Source organism: Alteromonas sp. (assembly GCF_984505615.1).
The window spans coordinates 49,556-67,195 of sequence record NZ_CFHOXV010000021.1; the positions used below are offsets into that span (position 1 = coordinate 49,556).

The following is a 17,640-nucleotide window of genomic DNA, read 5'->3' on the forward strand; positions in this document are numbered from 1 at the left end:
TGTTAAATCACTAACTTAGAGGCTGCCCGCTCAGAGAGTCTGCAGCCGTAAACGACTAAAGCAGGAGAAATCATGAGTAAGAGTAATGTTGCTGCATTTACTGCACCGGGTATGAAAAAAGACGCTGCGAAAAAAGCTGTTGCTGTGCTTGAACAACGTCTGGTGGCACTGCTGGACTTACAGCTTACGCTGAAGCATATTCACTGGAACGTGGTTGGCCCGAATTTTATCGGTGTACACGAAATGCTGGATCCGCAGGTAGATGCCGTGCGCGACATGACAGATACCATTGCAGAACGGATTGCTACCCTTGGCGGAGTACCTCACGGTACGCCTAAAGCGATTGTTGATGGTCGTTCATGGGAAGACTACAAAATTGGCAAAGCACTGGTCACTGATCACCTGGTAGCGCTGGATGCCGTGTACAACGGCGTGAATGGCGACCACCGTAACGCCATTGAAGAACTGGAAGAGCTGGATCCTGTATCAGAAGATATGATCACCGGCCAGCTGGCTGATCTGGAACAGTTCCAGTGGTTCGTAAGAGCGCACATTGAATCTGCCAGTGGTGAACTCAAAAGTTAATCAACTTTTAACCCGTTGGACTTATTAATCAGGGCAGTGCCGCAGGACGCGGCACTGCTTTTTTATTTGTCGCTCAATTAAACCATGCCGGATCTAACGGTAACGAAAACAGCAAAGGTGCCATCGCTTCATAACGGGCTTTGTTACTGTCACACTGAATGTTCTTCAGATAGTTTTCCTTCCAGGGATCGTTTACCAGATAAAGTGTGTCATCCAGAACCGTTAAACCTTCTATGGATGCATTGTCCATCCGCTCTTCCGTACCGCAGTTATCACCTGATGCCGGTGCGGTGAAATGTAACGGGATGCGTTTTGTTTCTTTTTCAGGATCAGTACTGATCACCCACAATTCATTATCATTACGCGCAGAAGCCAGCAAGTAACCCTGTTCACCTTCCCCGGCATACCATGCCAGACCATTCAGTGGATGATTTCCGCTGTCAAAAACAGGTACAGCGAGTCCGGGATCCTCCACCGGCACAAAATCTGTGGTATCCCAGAAGTCGTCATTCAGGGTTAATGAAAAGATACGGGGCTGTCCCGCTGCGTCTTTTTCCAGTCCGAGATACAGAGTGTTATCTGCGCTCATCGCCAGTCCCTCAATGCCATCGTTGGGGTAGTCCCCCACTTTCAGAGACAGCGGGAATTGCAGCGGCCTGACGCCTGTCATTGTGGTGCCGAACTCATGGCGCTCAAGCCGCACCAGCAATGACGGATAATCTGTCGAACCGGTATTCTGATAACGCTGCTGGCATCGTACCGACAATGCGCCGGTGCGGGTGGCATCTTCGGTTACAGTATAGAAAACGCCGGGCTGAGCGGGGTCAGCGACCAGCGCCTCAAGATCAGGCGCATCTGCAAGATAACCTGAAAAACAACTGCGTCTGACAGTGGTGCCAATACGCATTTTTTCTTCATCACTGGTTACCGTTGCAGTTTGAGGGTCAATAAAATGCAACCGGCGCTGCATATCTGCGCCGGCACTGGCATCAGACAAGGACACCAGTTTTCCTTCCCACACGGTAAGGGCAGATGTTTGCGGATCGGCCATTACATTCCCGCTTTCATCTTTTATCCACGTGCCCTTAGCCTCCATCGAGGTGACTTTAGTAGCCGTGGTGACTTCAACTTGCTCCGGCGCTTCGCTGCATGCACCCAGTGCAAATACCGCCACACCGGCCAGGCCAATAATTTGTTTCATTCTTTTCCTTTAACCCGTTGAAGAATTGCGAAATAATTTAAAACGTTTATGAGTATATCACTGTAAGAAACTCACCCGCGAATCTCATCAAAACACAGGAGCTTTACATCGTCATGTCATCTTTACCACTGGTAGTGGCGGGGCCGGTTCTCAGGCACACCCACTCACAGGGCTTCACACTTTGGCTTGTTACCAGTGAACGGGTTGATGCACAACTGATATGTAATCAGCAGCAGACAGAATGCGCTCAGCATACTGTACAGGCCGGTGAACGGGCCTTCGTGACTTTACTGGAAGCCAACCTGGCTTCACCGCTCACCGCCGGCAGTTTAAACGAATACGAACTGCGGTTTGCATCGCAGGACCAGCAAAGTCAGTGGGATAATGAAAAGCAAACAGTGCTGTTTGAAGGGCAATCAGCCCTGTCTTTTTACTGGCAACCGGCACTGACAAACGTATTACACGGCTCCTGCCGGAAACCACATCATGATGAAAAAGATGCCCTTACCCGTGTTCACGGATTAATTGAAGAGGAATTCAATGGCGGTGTCTGCCGGCCGGACATGCTGCTGCTGACCGGGGATCAGGTATACAGCGACGATGTCGCCGGTCCAATGCTTCAGGCGATACAACAAGTCATTACTGCGCTGGGGCTTTTCGGTGAGCCCCTTGAAGGCGCAGTGGTGGACCACAGTGATGCACTGGCCTCTCACTCACTGAATTACTATCAGCGGGACGAAATCCTCCCAAAAATAGCCATGAACACGGCACTGTCGAAGCTCTTTTTCGGCGCCAAGAAAAAACCGGTGTTTACTTCAGTAAATGCAAAAAACCATTTGATTTCATTTTCAGAAATCATGGCCATGTATATCCTGGTGTGGTCGCCGGCGATGTGGCGCGACATCAAATTTTCAGACAGTGACATCCCTGAACCCTACAAAGCTCAGTTTAATCAGGAACTGACAGTTATTCAGGCTTTCGCAGGCACCTTGCCGGAAGTACGCCGTTCCCTGGCACATCTGCCGGTCTATATGATATTCGATGATCACGACGTGACCGATGACTGGAATCTGACCCGTGGATGGGAGCAGGAAGTGTATGGTCATCCCCTGTCAAAACGAATGGTGGGCAACGCACTGATGGGTTACTGGCTTTGCCAGGGCTGGGGTAACCAGCCGGATAAGTTTACAGACATTCTGGAAACTGCCGCCGGCGTTTTCACTCCCAACGGCCTGAATGAACATGATGCTTTCATTGATACGCTGCTGGATTTCGAAGAATGGCACTACACCCTGGAGACGTCACCGCCGGTGTATGTGATGGATACCCGAACCCGCCGGTGGCGTTCAGAATCCAGTCTGAATAAGCCATCCGGTTTGATGGACTGGGAAGCACTTTGCGAATTCCAGCAGGCATTAATTGGAAAGGAGGCGGTGATTGTGGTGTCTGCCGCCCCCATTTACGGCGTAAAGATGATTGAAGCTATCCAGAAAGTATTTACATTTTTTGGCAAAGCACTCACCGTAGATGCGGAAAACTGGATGGCCCACCGTGGCACGGCAAACGTCATTCTGAATATTTTCCGCCATTATAAAACGCCGCCGGAATTTATTATTTTGTCCGGCGATGTGCACTACTCTTTCGTGTATGATGTGCGTCTGCGGTTCCGCCGGAACAGCCCCCATATCACCCAGTTTACCTGCAGCGGTATTAAAAATGCGTTTCCTGAAGGACTATTGCGCTGGCTGGAAAGATTAAACCGGTGGTTTTATGGTCATAAATCGCCGCTGAACGTGTTTACACGGCGCCGGAATATGTCGGTGAGATCGCGCTCTCCCGGTGGCATCGACGGTAAAACCTTGTTGAACCGCTCAGCAATCGGCCAGCTTGTTTTACACAAGAATGACACCACTGTAATTTGCAAAGCGTTGTGCAGTAACGGGGATACGGTAGAATTCCCGCCCCGGAAAGAAGAATAGAGGTAAAAGAATGAGCGATGAAGCCCTGTCCATCGGTTTGTTTTATGGTTCCACCACCTGTTATACCGAAATGGCAGCCGAAAAAATTCAGGCTCAGCTGAACAGTATTTTTGATGCGCAGGTCGTCAGCGTTTTTAATATCAAAGATACTGCGCTGCAACAGGCAGAAGCTTTCGACATTCTTATATTCGGCATCTCCACCTGGGACTTTGGTGAACTGCAGGAAGACTGGGAGTCCAGCTGGGAAGACGTGCACAAGCTGAACCTTGCCGGTAAAACTGTTGCCCTGTTCGGACTGGGTGATCAGTTCGGCTATGCCGACTGGTTCCAGGATGCGCTGGGCATGCTGCACGAAGCCCTTGAGCCGTCAGGTTGCCGCTTTATCGGTTTCTGGCCCAATCAGGGCTATGAGTTTGCCGAATCAAAGGGACTGACGGAAGATAAGTCACAATTCGTCGGCCTTAGCCTCGACGATGAAAATCAATTTGATCAAACCGATGAGCGCATCAACACCTGGTGCCTTCAGCTGTTAGATGAACTCGCCGGCTAACGCCTCTTCAGGCAGACTCCACCGCGAGTTCTACCGCAACGGTCTATCCCACCGCGACGGTGCGGACGTCAGCTTTAATGACATCCGCAAGTTATTTAATTTCTCTGCAATTACCATTGGTAAATGGGTCACGGCTGAAGAACAGCAGCTTGCCGCCAATTTGTTCTTCGATGCCCTGTACGATCTGATCGAAATATTACAAATAAACGAACAGGTGATCTCGCTGAACGGCACATTATCGCTGGCGTTTGGCAGTGGCGGCCAGAAACACGCCAGCGCCCACTACAACAGTGCTAAGCGACAACTGGCTCTGGCAAAGAACGCCGGTGGCGGCGCACTTGCGCACGAATGGTTTCATGCCTTCGATCACTACATTGCATCCCGTGTTTTTAGCGATCTGCCGCCGGGATCATTTGCTTCTAAAGCCTGGCTGGACAGTGCGCCAATGCGTGCTCACCCCTTGAATGATAAGCTCTGCGAGTGTTTTCAGGTTATGTTCCTGAACGATCAAAAAGCAACGAATGATTATCTTTTGCGATCAATAGAGGCTGATCGCGCGTTAAAAATGTATTACTATGCTATGCCACAAGAGATGGCGGCGCGGGCATTCGAAGCTTGTATCCAGGATCATCCCGTGAAGAATGCGTTTCTTGTGCAGGGAACAAAAAAGTCTGCTGAGGCTAGACTTGGTATTTATCCTCATGGTAATTTGCGTAAACAGCTTAATGATGCATTAATGTTGTATTTTTACCAGTTGGGTAAGGCCCTGACTAAAAAATCATCGTAATAATATAACTCACCGGTGATTTTGGCTAAAAAGCCAGCAACAAGTGTTAAGAATGGTGTCTGTTTATTACAAAATGCTACCAGTTTTGATAACAAACAGTATACTAGGGTGCTCGAACTTAAAGAGAAGAATGACTACGAGATGAAAAGAAAAAAGCATACCAGTGCCGATGACGAGGCTCAGATTGACATGACCCCCATGTTGGACATCGTGTTCATCATGTTGATCTTCTTCATTGTTACCACCTCTTTCGTGAAAGAGAAAGGTCTGGACGTAAACCGTCCTGATGACAGCCAGGCAAACAACAACAAGCCTTCTAAATCATTGTCTATCCGTATTGACGCGAATGGCGTGATTACAATGGGTGGCCGTGAAGTTGATATCCGTCGTGTTGTTGCGAACGCGCAAACGTTCCTTGCAGAAAACAACACGGACTCTGCAGCGATTCAGGCAGAAGAAAATACTGAACACGGTATCGTTGTTGAAGTAATGAACCAGGTTAAAATTGCAGGTATCGAAAAAGTATCTGTTCTGGTGAAAGAATCCTGATCATCAGTATTTCTTTTCTATCAAATTAAAAACGCGGCTTATGCCGCGTTTTTTGCATCAGTATTGTTCAACATACCTTCCTTTGCTGGTGTTGACCGGCCAATTAACATACAATCTTTACGTTATCTTTATTCATGCCTGAAATCATAAAAGGGAAGCATTCGGGCAAGCCTAGCGGAGCGTTTATGCGTCATTTACGTTTAAAACATCTTTTCATCGGATTGTTATTCGGCAGCCAGCTGGCCAGTGCCGCGCCTGTGTATCTGAATGAAGCTTTTGATTTCAACGCGTACATCATGGAAAACATGACAGGCACTCAGTCTGATGTAGAGGGTACGCTGGCTGTAGGTGGCGACTTAAACCTGCAGCACTATGGTATTGGTCTCGAACTGCCGGAAAATGGTCAACAAAACACCCTTACAGTGGGCGGCAACGTCACCATGCGGGATGCCCGTATTTACAATGGTGACGCTGTTGCCGGTGGCACCATTGATATCGACAGTTCTGTTGGCCTGTATGGCGTTAATGCAACGAATAATACACACAGTTTTTATAATGACAGCTCCTTTGATTTCACCAGTATCAATCAGGATCTGCTGACCACGTCTTCGTTGTGGGGCGCTTTGTCAGACAATGCTACCACCACGGTAACCGGTAACGGCACAGACGTGTGGAGTATCAGCTTTGATGGTAACAGCGACTTTAACGTGTTCTCTATCGATGCCTCGACCCTGTCTGCCGCGAACAAAAGCATCTACCTGAACGTTGATACAGACAGCTACAACATTATCAATGTGACAGGTACAGATGTATCTCTGTTTAATACCGGTTTTTATGGCGCAGACGGCAATAAGATTGCAGATAATCAGCCGGGGGTTTACCGTCACGACGGCACATACGCGAATAACGTGTTATTTAACTTTGTTGATGCCACGTCACTGACCCTGAACGCCATTGGTTTTAAAGGCAGTATTCTGGCTCCGCTGGCAGACACGGTGTTCTATGACGGGCATATTGATGGCAATTTTATTGTGAAAAGCCTGACATCGCCTGTGGGCACGCTGACAGGCCAGATCAATAACTACCAGTTCGGTAACTTTACAGTCAGCGAGCCTGGTGGCGCGTTGTTTTTCGTCATCCTGATGGCATTTGGTCTCCGTCAGTATTTATTAAAAAGCAAAGCCTTTTAATTCCACAGACGACCCTATCAGTGTTTCGCTGGTTACGCCCTTTCGCGCGGCGGCATACCAGCGAAGCTCAATTCCAGCATACGTTGCCTGATACGCCACAGCATGTGAGCGGCTGACATAACCCGCCAGCGACCAGTGATTACCAAACAGATACTGACCTTCAATCAGCAACTCTCCGTTGACGCCTGACACATTGGTTGACGGTAACACCGTGACTGAATCGTCAGTTAACGGAAAGCGCGGCCCGCCATCCTGTTTGATAGAAGACCAGCCAAGACTGAAACGGCCTCTCAACTGCCACAATTTACCTTCAGCGCTCAGAAGGTCAGTGCTGACCCCGGTACTGAAGAATCCCTGCGGACTGAAATAGCCGCCATGTCCGGCCGTAAAACCGCTTAAATCGTGATCATACTGCTGCCAGCCGAGATACGGTGCCACGCGGAAATAGTCCAGCCAGTCTTTCTTATCGCCGGATAATTCTCTGCTAACTTCAACCCGCAGGCTGTGCATGGAGTTATCTTTCACCTGCTCTCCGTCAAGCATGGCGGTTTCTGCTGACAAAGATGCTGACCACACATCGTTCAGGGCCACTACACCGAGTCCACGCAGACCTGTTTGCATAACACCGCCCCACGCTACGCTACTGTCACGTGATGAGGTATCAAACCAGGTGCCGGTTTGACTGAGAACACTGTCTTTTCTGCGTTCTCTGTACGCCAGACCTGATACTAAGAAATCAGCCTGATACCAGGTAGCCCCTAAGGCACCGGTCAGACGGGTAGAGACAGGTTGATCAAGCAGCAAGTACCCTGCCTGACCGCACCAGGTCCAGTCCTGTTCCTGACGGGTTAAAGAAACATCGATGCCCTGCCCGGCCTGCTTTGCCTCACCGGCAAAGTCAGCATCAGACAAGCCTGTACCAAACCAGCTACCGGCATCCGGTGTCCCGCTGAACACCTGTTCGTGACGCACGCTGACATCGACACGGGTATCTTTAAAGACATCAGTGAAGCCGGTATAACCGGCATGCTCATCAAGGTGCCCGAGCCCCCTTTCGCCGCTACGGTGACGGGCTGATAAGCCGGCATAAACCTGCAAATCGCCGGCGGTGGACTCTTTTGCCGGATTTGCTTTGTAACGGTCAGCCAGGTCAAACTGTTTTCTCCCGAATGCCTGTCCGCCTTCCTGACTGCTGATAAACGTGGCAATAAAGGGATACTTTGCTGACAGCGGCATCAGCGCTTCAGCATTGTAATCAAAACTGTGAATAACGGCAGACTGAACCTCTTCGTCAGCCGGGGAGTCTGCCAGCACAGACAGAAACACCTTCGAAGCGGCCGCTTTATTACCGCTTTCATCCAGTGCCCAGCCGTACAGCATTGCCTGGTCACGGCTGAGAAGATTACGCTCTTTAAGGGATTCTGCGGCACGGATGCTGGCTGCATAATCTCTCGCTTCCCATGCAGCTGTTTGCTGTGAAGACAATCCGTCACGGCACCAGGTTGTTAATTCAGTCGTGGCAGGAGTAGTACAAGCCAGTGCAAGTGCGTCTTCATTGTGTCCCTGCCCGTCCAGGCTCAATACCTCACCGTAACGGTTACCGGTTATCCTGAATAAAGATCCCGAGCGGGTAAACTCACCGGCATCAAAAGCCTGCCAGGCAGCACCGTTAATCAGTGCGGGAACTTGCTGCGGCCATGCATCATAAAGCGCTTGCAACCCGTTAAGATCGTCTGCGGCCATGGCCTGAAAGCTGAGTGCATCCACAGCCGCACCAATGGCATCTTTTTTCTGTCCGGCACTGCCTTCACTGACCAGAGAGAACAGAGTCATGGCTTCGTTATATTGCTGCCTGGCCATGTAAATCCAACCGGTCAGTAACAAGTCCGCGTCATTGCGTTTCCTGTTAGCGATGGTTGCAGCACGGGATACTGCAACGACAGAAAGCCTCTGCCACTGCTTTTCTTTCATCGCTGCCAGCCGGCCCATAAATGCCGCATCGGGGTCTTCTTTAACGGTCTCTTTTTTCCTTTCGACAGGGACCACCGGCTTTACCGGTTTATTCAGCAAGCTGATAGCCTGCTTAAGAGACTCTTCCGGCTGCCAGTCAGGATAACGGTTTTGTAAACGCTGATATTCAGCGTTCGCCAGCGCCACTTGCTTATGTTTAATGTGATACCACACGCCGGTCAGATCCGGCGCTTCAGCCGCTTGAAGGGGCGCATTCAGGCCCAGAGTCGTCAGTACTGCTACGGTTAAAAGTGACAACCGCTTAACTGCCATGCCGGTTTCCTTCTTGAATTGCCAGACGGCTAAGCATAATGAGACTTGCTGAATAGTAATCAAGCTCATCGTTAAGGGTAAATACACCGGCGGCGTTATCCCCCTTCACAGGCTCATCATAAAGCTGTGCAGTCGCGGCACTTGCCGCTTTCATGCCCGGTGTCAGGGGATATTCTGCCACCGCACCGGTAAGTAAGTTTTTGGTTGCCGAAGCAGCGGGATCTGCCCAGTAATCCAGAAAAGGTTTCGCTACCTGCTTATCGATATTTTGCCAGCCAAGTTGCAACGGAATGCGGCAGGCATTGAACCCGAACTCAGGGTTTACTACATCATCAAGACTGATGCCGTCGTCTGTCACTCTTAACCAGTCCGGGGTTAATGACCACTGGTTATTACTCTGCTGTATCAGTGAAATGCCGGATACGGCCAGATCGTCCCAGGTTTCATCGCCGGTAGCATCAGCGGCAGCATTAAGCGCCGGAAATACCCAGTAGGATAAATTCACCTGCACATCGCCGTTGGGGTAAATAAAACCATTTTCCCCCGGCAGCAACAGAACGTACGGGTGTTTAGCCACGACCATAGTGGCCCTTACAGCCTCCAGAATCGCCATGGCTGATTTACGGTACACCGGTTCCTGCCATTTATCTGCCGCTTTAATTAACGCCCAGGCGATAAGTAAATCCCCGTCCGAGGCGTTATTGGGATCATCCACACAGGTTCTGTCCTGTTGAGGACACGGCGTATACCGCCAGCTGAACAGTTTATCGGCCCGCTGTAAGGTAGTTGCTGTCCACTGCCATAATTCGTCAAACCGTGCCTTGTCGTCAGCCGCTACAGCGAACAACATACCGTACCCCTGCCCTTCACTGTGGGACACATTATTGTTACCGGTGTCGATAATACGACCCTGGTCGTAAAATCTGGCCGCGTAGGTGTCCCAGGCGAGGGCGAACTCACTTTTGCGGGCAGGAGAGCAAGCAGTCATCAGCACCGCCACAGAAAGTAAAACAAAGCCAAACCGTCTCATCACCATTGGTCCTGCATCTTGTTATTCCGGCGGCGTAACAACCAGTAAGCAATGAATGAACAGAACAGGACCAGCACAATAAATGCAATTAGCCAGTACCAGGGATGGTTCGACAGCCACATGCGGGTTTGCAGCCAGCTATCTTCAAATTCTCCGACCACGTAAACATCGGCAACCTGCATCACCAGCGCCGGCTGCTCAGGGTTTTCCCAGGCAAAGAAGTCTCCCCCCAGTTGCCCCCAGATGGACGGTGAAATCAGATCCTGCACACGGTCATTGAGTTGTGAGGGTGTATCAGCGGCCATCATAAATATTGTGCCGGTACCGTCACTCTGCGGATTCTTTTGAGCAATCAGGACTGCCAGATCGCCCAGCCCGCTTTGCTGCACCGTCACACCATGCATAATCAGATTTTTATGCTGTTTGTCTTCTGCCGCTTCCCGCAGACGGTTGTGCAGCATGTTTTGCAGGCGGTAGGGCCACTTTTTGGCACTCTCCAGCGACGCGCCGAACGCAGTGGCATACCCCTGCGGTACAGAGTCCGGTGTGGTCATCAAAAATGCAGTATCAGTAGTCGTGCCGGGCACGCCTTCAATAACGTGAATATCGGGAAGCAGCGTGCCCGCTGTCTGCGCCAGTTTACCGGCCAGTGTCAGTGCACCACCGGTCATGTCCGGCCGGGTCACGTAAATATCAGCAGACTTGCGCACAACAGATGCCATGGGGTAAGCGGTTTCCCCAAACAATCGCAGATCAGGCTGCCTCGCCACATGTCCCGCTTCCGGCAGCTCTATTCGGCTGTCAGGTAACAACTGGAAGTAAAGATGACGCCCTGCCACATCATCACACACCACATCCGTAATAGGTGCACGCATCGCCACGTCGAAATCGAGACGGTTGCGGCCTCCTTTCAGGTGCCTTGCAGGCACATTTAACTGATACTTGCGGAAGGAATCACCATTGGGATTTGATAACGGCAATCCATGCACCAGTTTGCCGTTTATCAGCACATTCATCATTGAACCCTGACCAAACTCAGCGCCGTAGGCAAAATCCAGCAACAAGGTTACCGTGGCATTTTCAGGCACATAGAAATCCGCCGGTAAATTGAATTCAACTCGCTTGGTGGTGGCAGTTTCTCCGCGGTATTCCGCACCACCGTCGCCCATATCCTGAAACGAATAGCTTTCCCCGGGCGTCAGGGTGTCGGCCACCAGCGGTACCTGATTGCTGGCAGTCTGGAAGCCGTCAATAAGAATAAAGGGATCCGGATTCAGTGCATCATCCATCAGAGCCAGTGTGGTTGCAGCACGCTGCACCTGCCCCTCATTTGTACCGGACACAATCAGGCGCTTCCGCGCCGGCACCAGCACCTTGTCATCCACTACAATGGCTGGTGTGGACTCGATACCTAAATATGCATCTCCGATTTGGTTGAAGGTTTGCTCAGATAAAAACGGACGCAAAGAAGACGCCGTTCCCACTACCACATGTAAGGCTTCCTTCGACCTGTTATCAAGATAAAAACTGCTGATGCGATAGCGTTCCGCCTGTTCATCACTCCACGGGGTCAGATCATCTCTGGCCGGCAGCGCACGGGTATTGTCCAGCACGCCATGGCGGATTGCCAGATTCTGGTAATCTGCACGTAGCGCCAGCGCCTGTGCAACCAATGGCAATGCAGTGGTGAGAGTAGATTGTTCAGCTCCGGAGGCAGTAAACAATGTGACGCCCTGTTGCCGGCCGATACCCGGATTAAACCGGTTCTTTAAATCAGCCAACACGGCCGGGCCATTAACTACCGAAGTTTCTACAGAGAGCACCGAACGGTATAAATCGATTTCACTCCACAATTCCGGCGCGGCGTTATCAACACACTGATTGGCATAATGCTGACTCACAGCAAACGTCAGGGTATTGAATCCTTCACGCCAGAGCTCAGCAGGAATATCAATTTCAGGACGGAAATTCGGCGCATTAGGATCCAGCGCAATCTGACTGATGGTGGCATTGTTAAACCGGACCGCCAGAACCGAACGCTGCCGGATGAGAGCGATAGAATTCACCGCCCGCATGTCCAGTGTGGCTTTCTCCACCTTCAGACCACCGGACAATGGCACAGATAATTCAAATTCCGCCACTGCCCCTTCCATTCTCAATGTACTGTCACCTGCATACAAATCAGACAGTCGCACTTTGTGGGTTTCTGCTGCTATTGCCTGACTTAGCAGACCCAGGCCAAATAACAGGACGAAAACCATTTTTTTCATTATGTGCTTCCTTTAGCTGTGCGCATCTTTTGCCAGTAGCGGCGGCTGTTCAGATACAAATGCTGAAATGCCGGTCTGACACTTACCCTCAGTACATGTTTAACACCGAACCAGTAGGACACCGGGCGGGTTCTGCGACGCTGGAAACTCTGCCAGCGCCGGCTGTCGCCCAGAACAAAACGGACGATCTGGTCAATATTACCTTCGTCCTGAACAAACTGAAATCGTACAAATTTATTGTCAGGAGATACAGACAGCACCTGACACGGCAGGCGGACCTTGCCTAAGTCACCTTCTCTGTCTGTGATCAGCGTCACTTTCTCCGGCAATCCGGCAGTGTCGCCGCTCAGCCTGAGCTTTGCGCCCCCCAGAGACAAATCAATCAGGTGACCGGTCCAGGCATTCCCATCAGAGCCGATAAGGCTGATGTAATCATTGGCCGGCAACCGGGCCTGTTCCCGCACTTGCTTACGCTCTACCAGCACACCCATTACACTGACAAGCAACAACAGATTAAATGCGTTCCAACCCAATACCACTGCGGTGAGTTCACGGGTAAGGGGTTCATTCACCATTTTCATCACACCGGCTACCATGGCAATGCCTACAAGCAACAGCAATGCATAAAATACACCGGAAAGAGGTGAAATAAAGGTTTGAGTCAGGTTCTCCCCTTTCGGAGTCACTACAAACGACGGCGCACGGGGATTCCTGAACACTTTGGTAAGCGCCCTGAGAGTAAAAATGCACTGCAGGATCTCGTAAAGCTCTGATACCAGCGGCCACCGGGTTTTACCGAACAACATGGTGGAAAGCATGTAAGTCGCAATGACGTGGGGCATGGTGTAAGCCATGATCTCAGTCATGGAGGCGTGATAAACCTGCATGCCGAAAACCAGATAGGCCAGCGGCATTAAAAGAAAAATAATACGTGCGAAGGGAAACAGCCAGAACAGAATTGAACTCATATAGCCCATACGCTGATGCCAGCTCAGCTTCTTTTCCATAAACGGCTTTTTCAGCAACAGGATCTGTGTCATACCCTGCGCCCAGCGCATACGCTGCGTCACAAAAGCGTCGAAAGTTTCCGGCGCCAGACCGCTGACCATCGGGCGGTCTACATAAACGGACTCGTAACCCATGGCGTGCAAATCGAAAGCGGTCTCAGCATCCTCTGTGATCGACTCTCCGGACAACCCTCCGACCATTTCAAGGTGACTACGCCGGAGTACCGCCGCAGAGCCGCAGAAGAAGGAGGCTGACCAGAAATCCAGCCCCCGCTGAATGGTGCCGTAAAACATGTCGTTTTCTGAAGGCATTCTGCTGAATGCAGAGAAATAGTTCCGCTCCACCGGGTCCGGGTTCGCCATAAAGTGCGGTGTTTGTACCAGAAAAACTTTTTCGTTTTCCACCAGCCAGGGCACGGTATGATCAAGAAAATCCATGGTCGGCACATGGTCAGCATCCAGCACAACGATGAGTTCACCATTGGTTTCCAGCAGAGCATCGTTGATGTTCCCGGCTTTAGCATGATGATTCAGTTTGCGGGCATGATAATGTACGCCAAGCCGTTCACACATGGCCGACAGTTCAGCTTTGCGTGCCCCGGCGCGGTTTGCCGCCGCGACATCCTGCTGCGTGATTTTCTGCTCTGTACTGCCATCGTCAAGCAGATGCACAGCCAGTTTTTCCTGCGGATACTTCAACATCAGCGCCGCGCGCAGGGTCACTTCTAACAGTTCCGCAGGCTCATTGTAAGTGGGAATAAGCACATCAACGGTGGGTAACTTTTCTTCAGGAATATTGCGGATGGTTTTGAGAGGACGGCTCAATGGCAACGAATTCACAATACATCCCATTACATGGGTAATGCCGGCGTAAATTTCAGCCAGATAAAGCAACCATACAGCCACCAGCGACAAAACGTCTGTTGCGGTGAGGGTATACAGCCCGCGCCAGATCAGGTACCGGACAGTAAGCGCCAGGCCGAGGAAAATAGCCACCATGCGAAAAAACTGCTGATACTTGTGATAGGCCCGTGACTCCTGGGAACAGAGATGCACGGCAATAAGGAGTACGACGGAAACCAGTAACTGAGACCAGGCATCCATAGGCACCAGTAACAGCAAACCCAGCAGGCTTAAACCGGCAATAAAAACAATCACCAGCCCCCCGGAACGGGAACCGGAAACAGAATTTGAAAACAAATCAGCGCTCCAAAATGGGAACGCGGGTAACTGCTGAATAATTCCCGCGGTTAATCAGTACAAGGTGACTGTCAGTGACTTCAACTTCATGATTACTCTGGTAAAAACGTTTTGATAAAGCATCTCTGTGACGACGTTGCTCTTTAACCAGCAGATAGCATACCGGCTGCACCACACAACCACTGAAGAAAGCAATAAACTCCAGCGTAAACAGCCATACCGTTGATACGGGCGAGATAAACAGTGAAAAACACAGCATACAAAAGCTGATCACCATGACGACCAGCCAGATTGCCATCATACGTTTTGCCCGTTGCAGGGCTTTCTCTGCTGCACAGAACTGCCGTAAACGGTTCTGCCACAAGTTCTCCAGTTGATAAACCGTGTTATCACCGAAGTGTTCTGTGCCGGAGAAACTCTCAGACTCACTGCTAAAAGCTTCGCCTTCACTGACCTGCAGCGGAAAATTATCAAACGACATTACACAAGGCTCCCGGAAATGTAGCGCCTTTCCGGATAACCGGAAAACGTGCTGATTTCTTAGATCATAGTTTAAAGCCGTGCCCTGGCAGGATAAATTCAACTTATGGCTGATACTTATATGAAGTTATAACACCAGAAAAATGGATTCAATGATGCGCTAAAATTTTAAGTAGAATTCACGACATAAGCGGCGAAATTCTGACGTGTACTCTCCGTTACCGTCCCGAATTGCCAGTTGCTTACTATCTAAGCAATTTCTTTGCCGTTTAAAACGCCAGGCGATCAGATAAGGCTGTTTATCCACCACCGCACTGACGTACAGCCTTTGACTGGCGTACAGTCCGGCCTTTTCTGCAGTTTCAGTAATCAATGTTTCCCGGGAGGCCGGATATACGCAGTAGAAGATGCCGTCGTCAGTCAATTGACGGGAAACAACATCAAAAAGTGTAGCGGGCGACAAACTGTCGTCAATTCTGGCGGTTGCCCGCTCTGTGGTCAGCGTTGTGTATGCCCGCGAGTCCCCGGACACTGATTCAAAATAAGGCGGATTCGTTATAATCACATCAAAACGGCCGGACAATGTAAGGGAAGTGATGTCACCGGTTAATGCCTGTAACTGAGTTGACCAGGGGGATGCGGCAAAATTCTGTGCAGCCTGTGCCGCCGCCAGCCCGTCAATATCCACCGCAGTTATTTGTGCAGCAGAACTGGCCTTTTGCGCCATCATCAGAGCAAGTATGCCGCTGCCCGTACCAATATCCAGCACCCGCTTTGCATTGCCGGGCTGCGCCCAGCTTCCCAGCAACATACTGTCAGTATTTACTTTCATGGCGCATTTATCCTGGACCACCCCGAACTGCTTACAGCGAAATCCCCTTCCCATTACTGGCTGTCAAACTCCTGCAGAGTAATCATTTTATGGGCCACTTCCGTGGCAGACACGGGCCGGTATTTCTTCAGTGGCCCGGCCATGAACACACCCAGAGCAGGTGCTATCATCTGCCCGAAAGCTTCCAGCGGACGGCTTTCATTTCGCTCACCCAGCAGTAATGAAGGTCTGACCGCGGATGCGTTTGGTAGTTGGGGCATCCGCATTAACGCATCTTCCAGTTCTCCTTTTACGCGCAGGTAAAAGTTGCTGCTTTTCGCGTCTGCTCCCACTGAGGATATCCACACAAAACTGTCGGCGCGCTGCGCCCTGGTGAGCTGCGCGGCAACGTGGATATACTCGAAATCGACTTTACGGAAAGCCGCCTTTGAACCGGCCTGTTTAAGAGTTGTACCTAAACAACAATAAACATGGTTAACACTGAAATAGCCCTGATAATCTTGTAACTGCTCAAAATCGATAACCAGCGGTGTCAGCTTACCCAGCGGATCGCTGAACAAGCTCGCCGGCACAGGCCGCCGGACCAGAATGGTAATAGAGTCATATCTGGGATCGAGCAATAGCTGGCGAACCAACGCCTTTCCCACCAATCCTGTCGCACCCAGCACTAAAGCGGTTTTATTGCTATTCACCTTGTGTCATCCTTTAAATATCCGACAGACTTTTATAACTACCGATTGCCAAAGATAATAATGAAAAAAACGTTACTACTCGGAGCCCTTATGCTCAGTTCACTCGTTCACGCCAAAGATCTATCCATCGAACGTATATTTGAATCACCGTCACTGGACGGAAACGCCCCGCGGAATTTACAGGTCTCCCCTGACGGACAGCGGGTCACCTTCCTGCGCGGAAAGCAGGAAGATTATGATCAGCTGGATTTGTGGGAATACCACATCCAGTCCGGCGAAACCCGCATGTTATTCGACTCAGCCACCCTTGCACAAGGCGACGGTGAACTGTCTGACGAAGAAAAGGCCCGCCGTGAACGTATGCGCTTATCCGGCAGCGGTATTGTCAGCTACCAGTGGTCAGCCGACGGCAAAGCCTTACTGTTTCCTTTAGGTGGTGACGTGTTTTATCACGAACTGGGAAAAGCGGGCGCCAGACAACTGCTTGATACGGACGCATTTGAAACAGATATCACTTTGTCTCCGAAAGGCAATTTCATTGCTTACATCCGTGATCAGAACCTCTATGTAAAAAACATCGCCAGTGGCAAAGAAACCGCGATTACCCAGGGCGGTGGCGGCAACATCAAATATGGTATGGCCGAGTTTGTTGCACAGGAAGAAATGGGTCGTATGACCGGTTACTGGTGGTCACCCGATGAAAAATACATAGCTTTTACCCGTGTAGATGAAAAGCCGGTAGACATTATTACCCGCTCTGAAATTTATGCGGACAGCATAAAAATGATTGAGCAGAAATATCCCGCCGCCGGCACCCCGAATGTGGAAGTGACGCTGGCAATTCAGGAAATTGGCAGCGGTGCCCGTCAATGGGTGGATTTGGGCAAAGATAAAGACATCTATCTGGCCCGCGGTGCCTGGATGCCATCCTCCGGCGTTTTCACCTATCAATGGCAAAACCGTACCCAGCAGGCGCTGGAGTTACGTGCTTATGATCTGAGCAGT

The 17,640-nt window shown here is 50.5% G+C and carries 15 protein-coding genes; 7 read left to right on the forward strand and 8 right to left on the reverse strand.

Going from position 1 to position 17,640, the window contains the following annotated elements; translation table 11 throughout:
* The first annotated feature begins 72 nt into the window (after window positions 1–72).
* The gene (gene dps / locus AC4PME_RS12525; RefSeq protein WP_491046479.1) at window positions 73–585 is read left to right on the forward strand and encodes a DNA starvation/stationary phase protection protein Dps; all 513 of its coding nucleotides are present in this window, start codon (window positions 73–75) and stop codon (window positions 583–585) included.
* A gap of 73 nt (window positions 586–658) precedes the next feature.
* Here the strand turns inward: dps and AC4PME_RS12530 are convergent, their stop codons facing one another.
* Window positions 659–1,786 carry a hypothetical protein gene (locus AC4PME_RS12530; protein WP_491226080.1) on the reverse strand — a complete coding sequence of 376 codons (1,128 nt, stop codon included), beginning with the start codon at window positions 1,784–1,786 and terminating at the stop codon, window positions 659–661.
* A gap of 113 nt (window positions 1,787–1,899) precedes the next feature.
* Here AC4PME_RS12530 and AC4PME_RS12535 point away from each other — a divergent pair, with 113 nt between their 5' ends.
* The 5 genes from AC4PME_RS12535 to AC4PME_RS12555 all read left to right on the forward strand — a co-directional run bounded on the left by AC4PME_RS12535 (window position 1,900) and on the right by AC4PME_RS12555 (window position 6,841).
* Window positions 1,900–3,765 (forward strand): metallophosphoesterase family protein, encoded by a 1,866-nt coding sequence (locus AC4PME_RS12535; RefSeq protein WP_491046031.1) that lies wholly within the window; start codon window positions 1,900–1,902, stop codon window positions 3,763–3,765.
* A gap of 10 nt (window positions 3,766–3,775) precedes the next feature.
* Complete coding sequence (gene fldB / locus AC4PME_RS12540) at window positions 3,776–4,315, forward strand: flavodoxin FldB (RefSeq protein ID WP_119502549.1); 540 nt, start codon at window positions 3,776–3,778, stop codon at window positions 4,313–4,315.
* Complete coding sequence (locus AC4PME_RS12545; RefSeq protein WP_491046030.1) at window positions 4,299–5,102, forward strand: CLCA_X family protein; 804 nt, start codon at window positions 4,299–4,301, stop codon at window positions 5,100–5,102. Before fldB ends, AC4PME_RS12545 begins: the two co-directional genes overlap by 17 nt.
* 141 nt (window positions 5,103–5,243) lie before the next feature.
* Window positions 5,244–5,651 (forward strand): ExbD/TolR family protein, encoded by a 408-nt coding sequence (locus tag AC4PME_RS12550; RefSeq protein ID WP_119503483.1) that lies wholly within the window; start codon window positions 5,244–5,246, stop codon window positions 5,649–5,651.
* Between the two features lie 185 nt (window positions 5,652–5,836).
* Window positions 5,837–6,841 carry a choice-of-anchor A family protein gene (locus tag AC4PME_RS12555; protein ID WP_474867503.1) on the forward strand — a complete coding sequence of 335 codons (1,005 nt, stop codon included), beginning with the start codon at window positions 5,837–5,839 and terminating at the stop codon, window positions 6,839–6,841.
* Here AC4PME_RS12555 and AC4PME_RS12560 read toward each other — a convergent pair.
* The 7 genes from AC4PME_RS12560 to AC4PME_RS12590 form a co-directional block, all read right to left on the reverse strand.
* Window positions 6,821–9,124: a cellulose synthase subunit BcsC-related outer membrane protein gene (locus AC4PME_RS12560; RefSeq protein ID WP_491046029.1), complete on the reverse strand. Its 2,304-nt coding sequence runs from the start codon at window positions 9,122–9,124 to the stop codon at window positions 6,821–6,823. The genes AC4PME_RS12555 and AC4PME_RS12560 overlap by 21 nt on opposite strands.
* The gene (locus tag AC4PME_RS12565) at window positions 9,114–10,154 is read right to left on the reverse strand and encodes a family 8 glycosyl hydrolase (RefSeq protein WP_491046028.1); all 1,041 of its coding nucleotides are present in this window, start codon (window positions 10,152–10,154) and stop codon (window positions 9,114–9,116) included. The genes AC4PME_RS12560 and AC4PME_RS12565 overlap by 11 nt, the downstream gene beginning before the upstream one ends.
* On the reverse strand, window positions 10,154–12,424 hold the full coding sequence (locus AC4PME_RS12570) for a cellulose biosynthesis cyclic di-GMP-binding regulatory protein BcsB (RefSeq protein WP_491046027.1): 2,271 nt from the start codon (window positions 12,422–12,424) through the stop codon (window positions 10,154–10,156). The genes AC4PME_RS12565 and AC4PME_RS12570 overlap by 1 nt, the downstream gene beginning before the upstream one ends.
* On the reverse strand, window positions 12,424–14,631 hold the full coding sequence (gene bcsA, locus AC4PME_RS12575; protein WP_491046026.1) for a UDP-forming cellulose synthase catalytic subunit: 2,208 nt from the start codon (window positions 14,629–14,631) through the stop codon (window positions 12,424–12,426). The genes AC4PME_RS12570 and bcsA overlap by 1 nt, the downstream gene beginning before the upstream one ends.
* A gap of 1 nt (window position 14,632) precedes the next feature.
* Window positions 14,633–15,112, reverse strand: a complete 480-nt coding sequence (locus AC4PME_RS12580) for a hypothetical protein (RefSeq protein WP_119502556.1) — start codon at window positions 15,110–15,112, stop codon at window positions 14,633–14,635.
* Window positions 15,113–15,271: 159 nt separating this feature from the next.
* A complete protein-coding gene (locus AC4PME_RS12585) occupies window positions 15,272–15,943 on the reverse strand; it encodes a tRNA1(Val) (adenine(37)-N6)-methyltransferase (RefSeq protein WP_491046025.1) in 672 nt (223 codons plus the stop codon).
* A 53-nt stretch (window positions 15,944–15,996) separates the two neighbouring features.
* The gene (locus AC4PME_RS12590) at window positions 15,997–16,635 is read right to left on the reverse strand and encodes an NAD(P)H-binding protein (protein WP_349589370.1); all 639 of its coding nucleotides are present in this window, start codon (window positions 16,633–16,635) and stop codon (window positions 15,997–15,999) included.
* 60 nt (window positions 16,636–16,695) lie between these two features.
* Between AC4PME_RS12590 and AC4PME_RS12595 the strand changes: the two genes are divergently transcribed.
* Window positions 16,696–17,640 (forward strand): DPP IV N-terminal domain-containing protein (locus tag AC4PME_RS12595; protein WP_491529624.1); only part of this gene is annotated, 945 nt, incomplete at its 3' end.

Bases quoted from the DNA above. Each gene is read 5' to 3' on its own strand.
- AC4PME_RS12560 (WP_491046029.1), bottom strand. From the start codon at position 9,124: ATGGCAGTTAAGCGGTTGTCACTTTTAACCGTAGCAGTACTGACGACT.
- AC4PME_RS12530 (WP_491226080.1), bottom strand. From the start codon at position 1,786: ATGAAACAAATTATTGGCCTGGCCGGTGTGGCGGTATTTGCACTGGGT.
- AC4PME_RS12565 (WP_491046028.1), bottom strand. From the start codon at position 10,154: ATGAGACGGTTTGGCTTTGTTTTACTTTCTGTGGCGGTGCTGATGACT.
- AC4PME_RS12555 (WP_474867503.1), top strand. From the start codon at position 5,837: ATGCGTCATTTACGTTTAAAACATCTTTTCATCGGATTGTTATTCGGC.
- AC4PME_RS12535 (WP_491046031.1), top strand. From the start codon at position 1,900: ATGTCATCTTTACCACTGGTAGTGGCGGGGCCGGTTCTCAGGCACACC.
- AC4PME_RS12545 (WP_491046030.1), top strand. From the start codon at position 4,299: ATGAACTCGCCGGCTAACGCCTCTTCAGGCAGACTCCACCGCGAGTTC.
- AC4PME_RS12550 (WP_119503483.1), top strand. From the start codon at position 5,244: ATGAAAAGAAAAAAGCATACCAGTGCCGATGACGAGGCTCAGATTGAC.
- fldB (WP_119502549.1), top strand. From the start codon at position 3,776: ATGAGCGATGAAGCCCTGTCCATCGGTTTGTTTTATGGTTCCACCACC.
- AC4PME_RS12580 (WP_119502556.1), bottom strand. From the start codon at position 15,112: ATGTCGTTTGATAATTTTCCGCTGCAGGTCAGTGAAGGCGAAGCTTTT.
- dps (WP_491046479.1), top strand. From the start codon at position 73: ATGAGTAAGAGTAATGTTGCTGCATTTACTGCACCGGGTATGAAAAAA.
- AC4PME_RS12570 (WP_491046027.1), bottom strand. From the start codon at position 12,424: ATGAAAAAAATGGTTTTCGTCCTGTTATTTGGCCTGGGTCTGCTAAGT.
- AC4PME_RS12585 (WP_491046025.1), bottom strand. From the start codon at position 15,943: ATGAAAGTAAATACTGACAGTATGTTGCTGGGAAGCTGGGCGCAGCCC.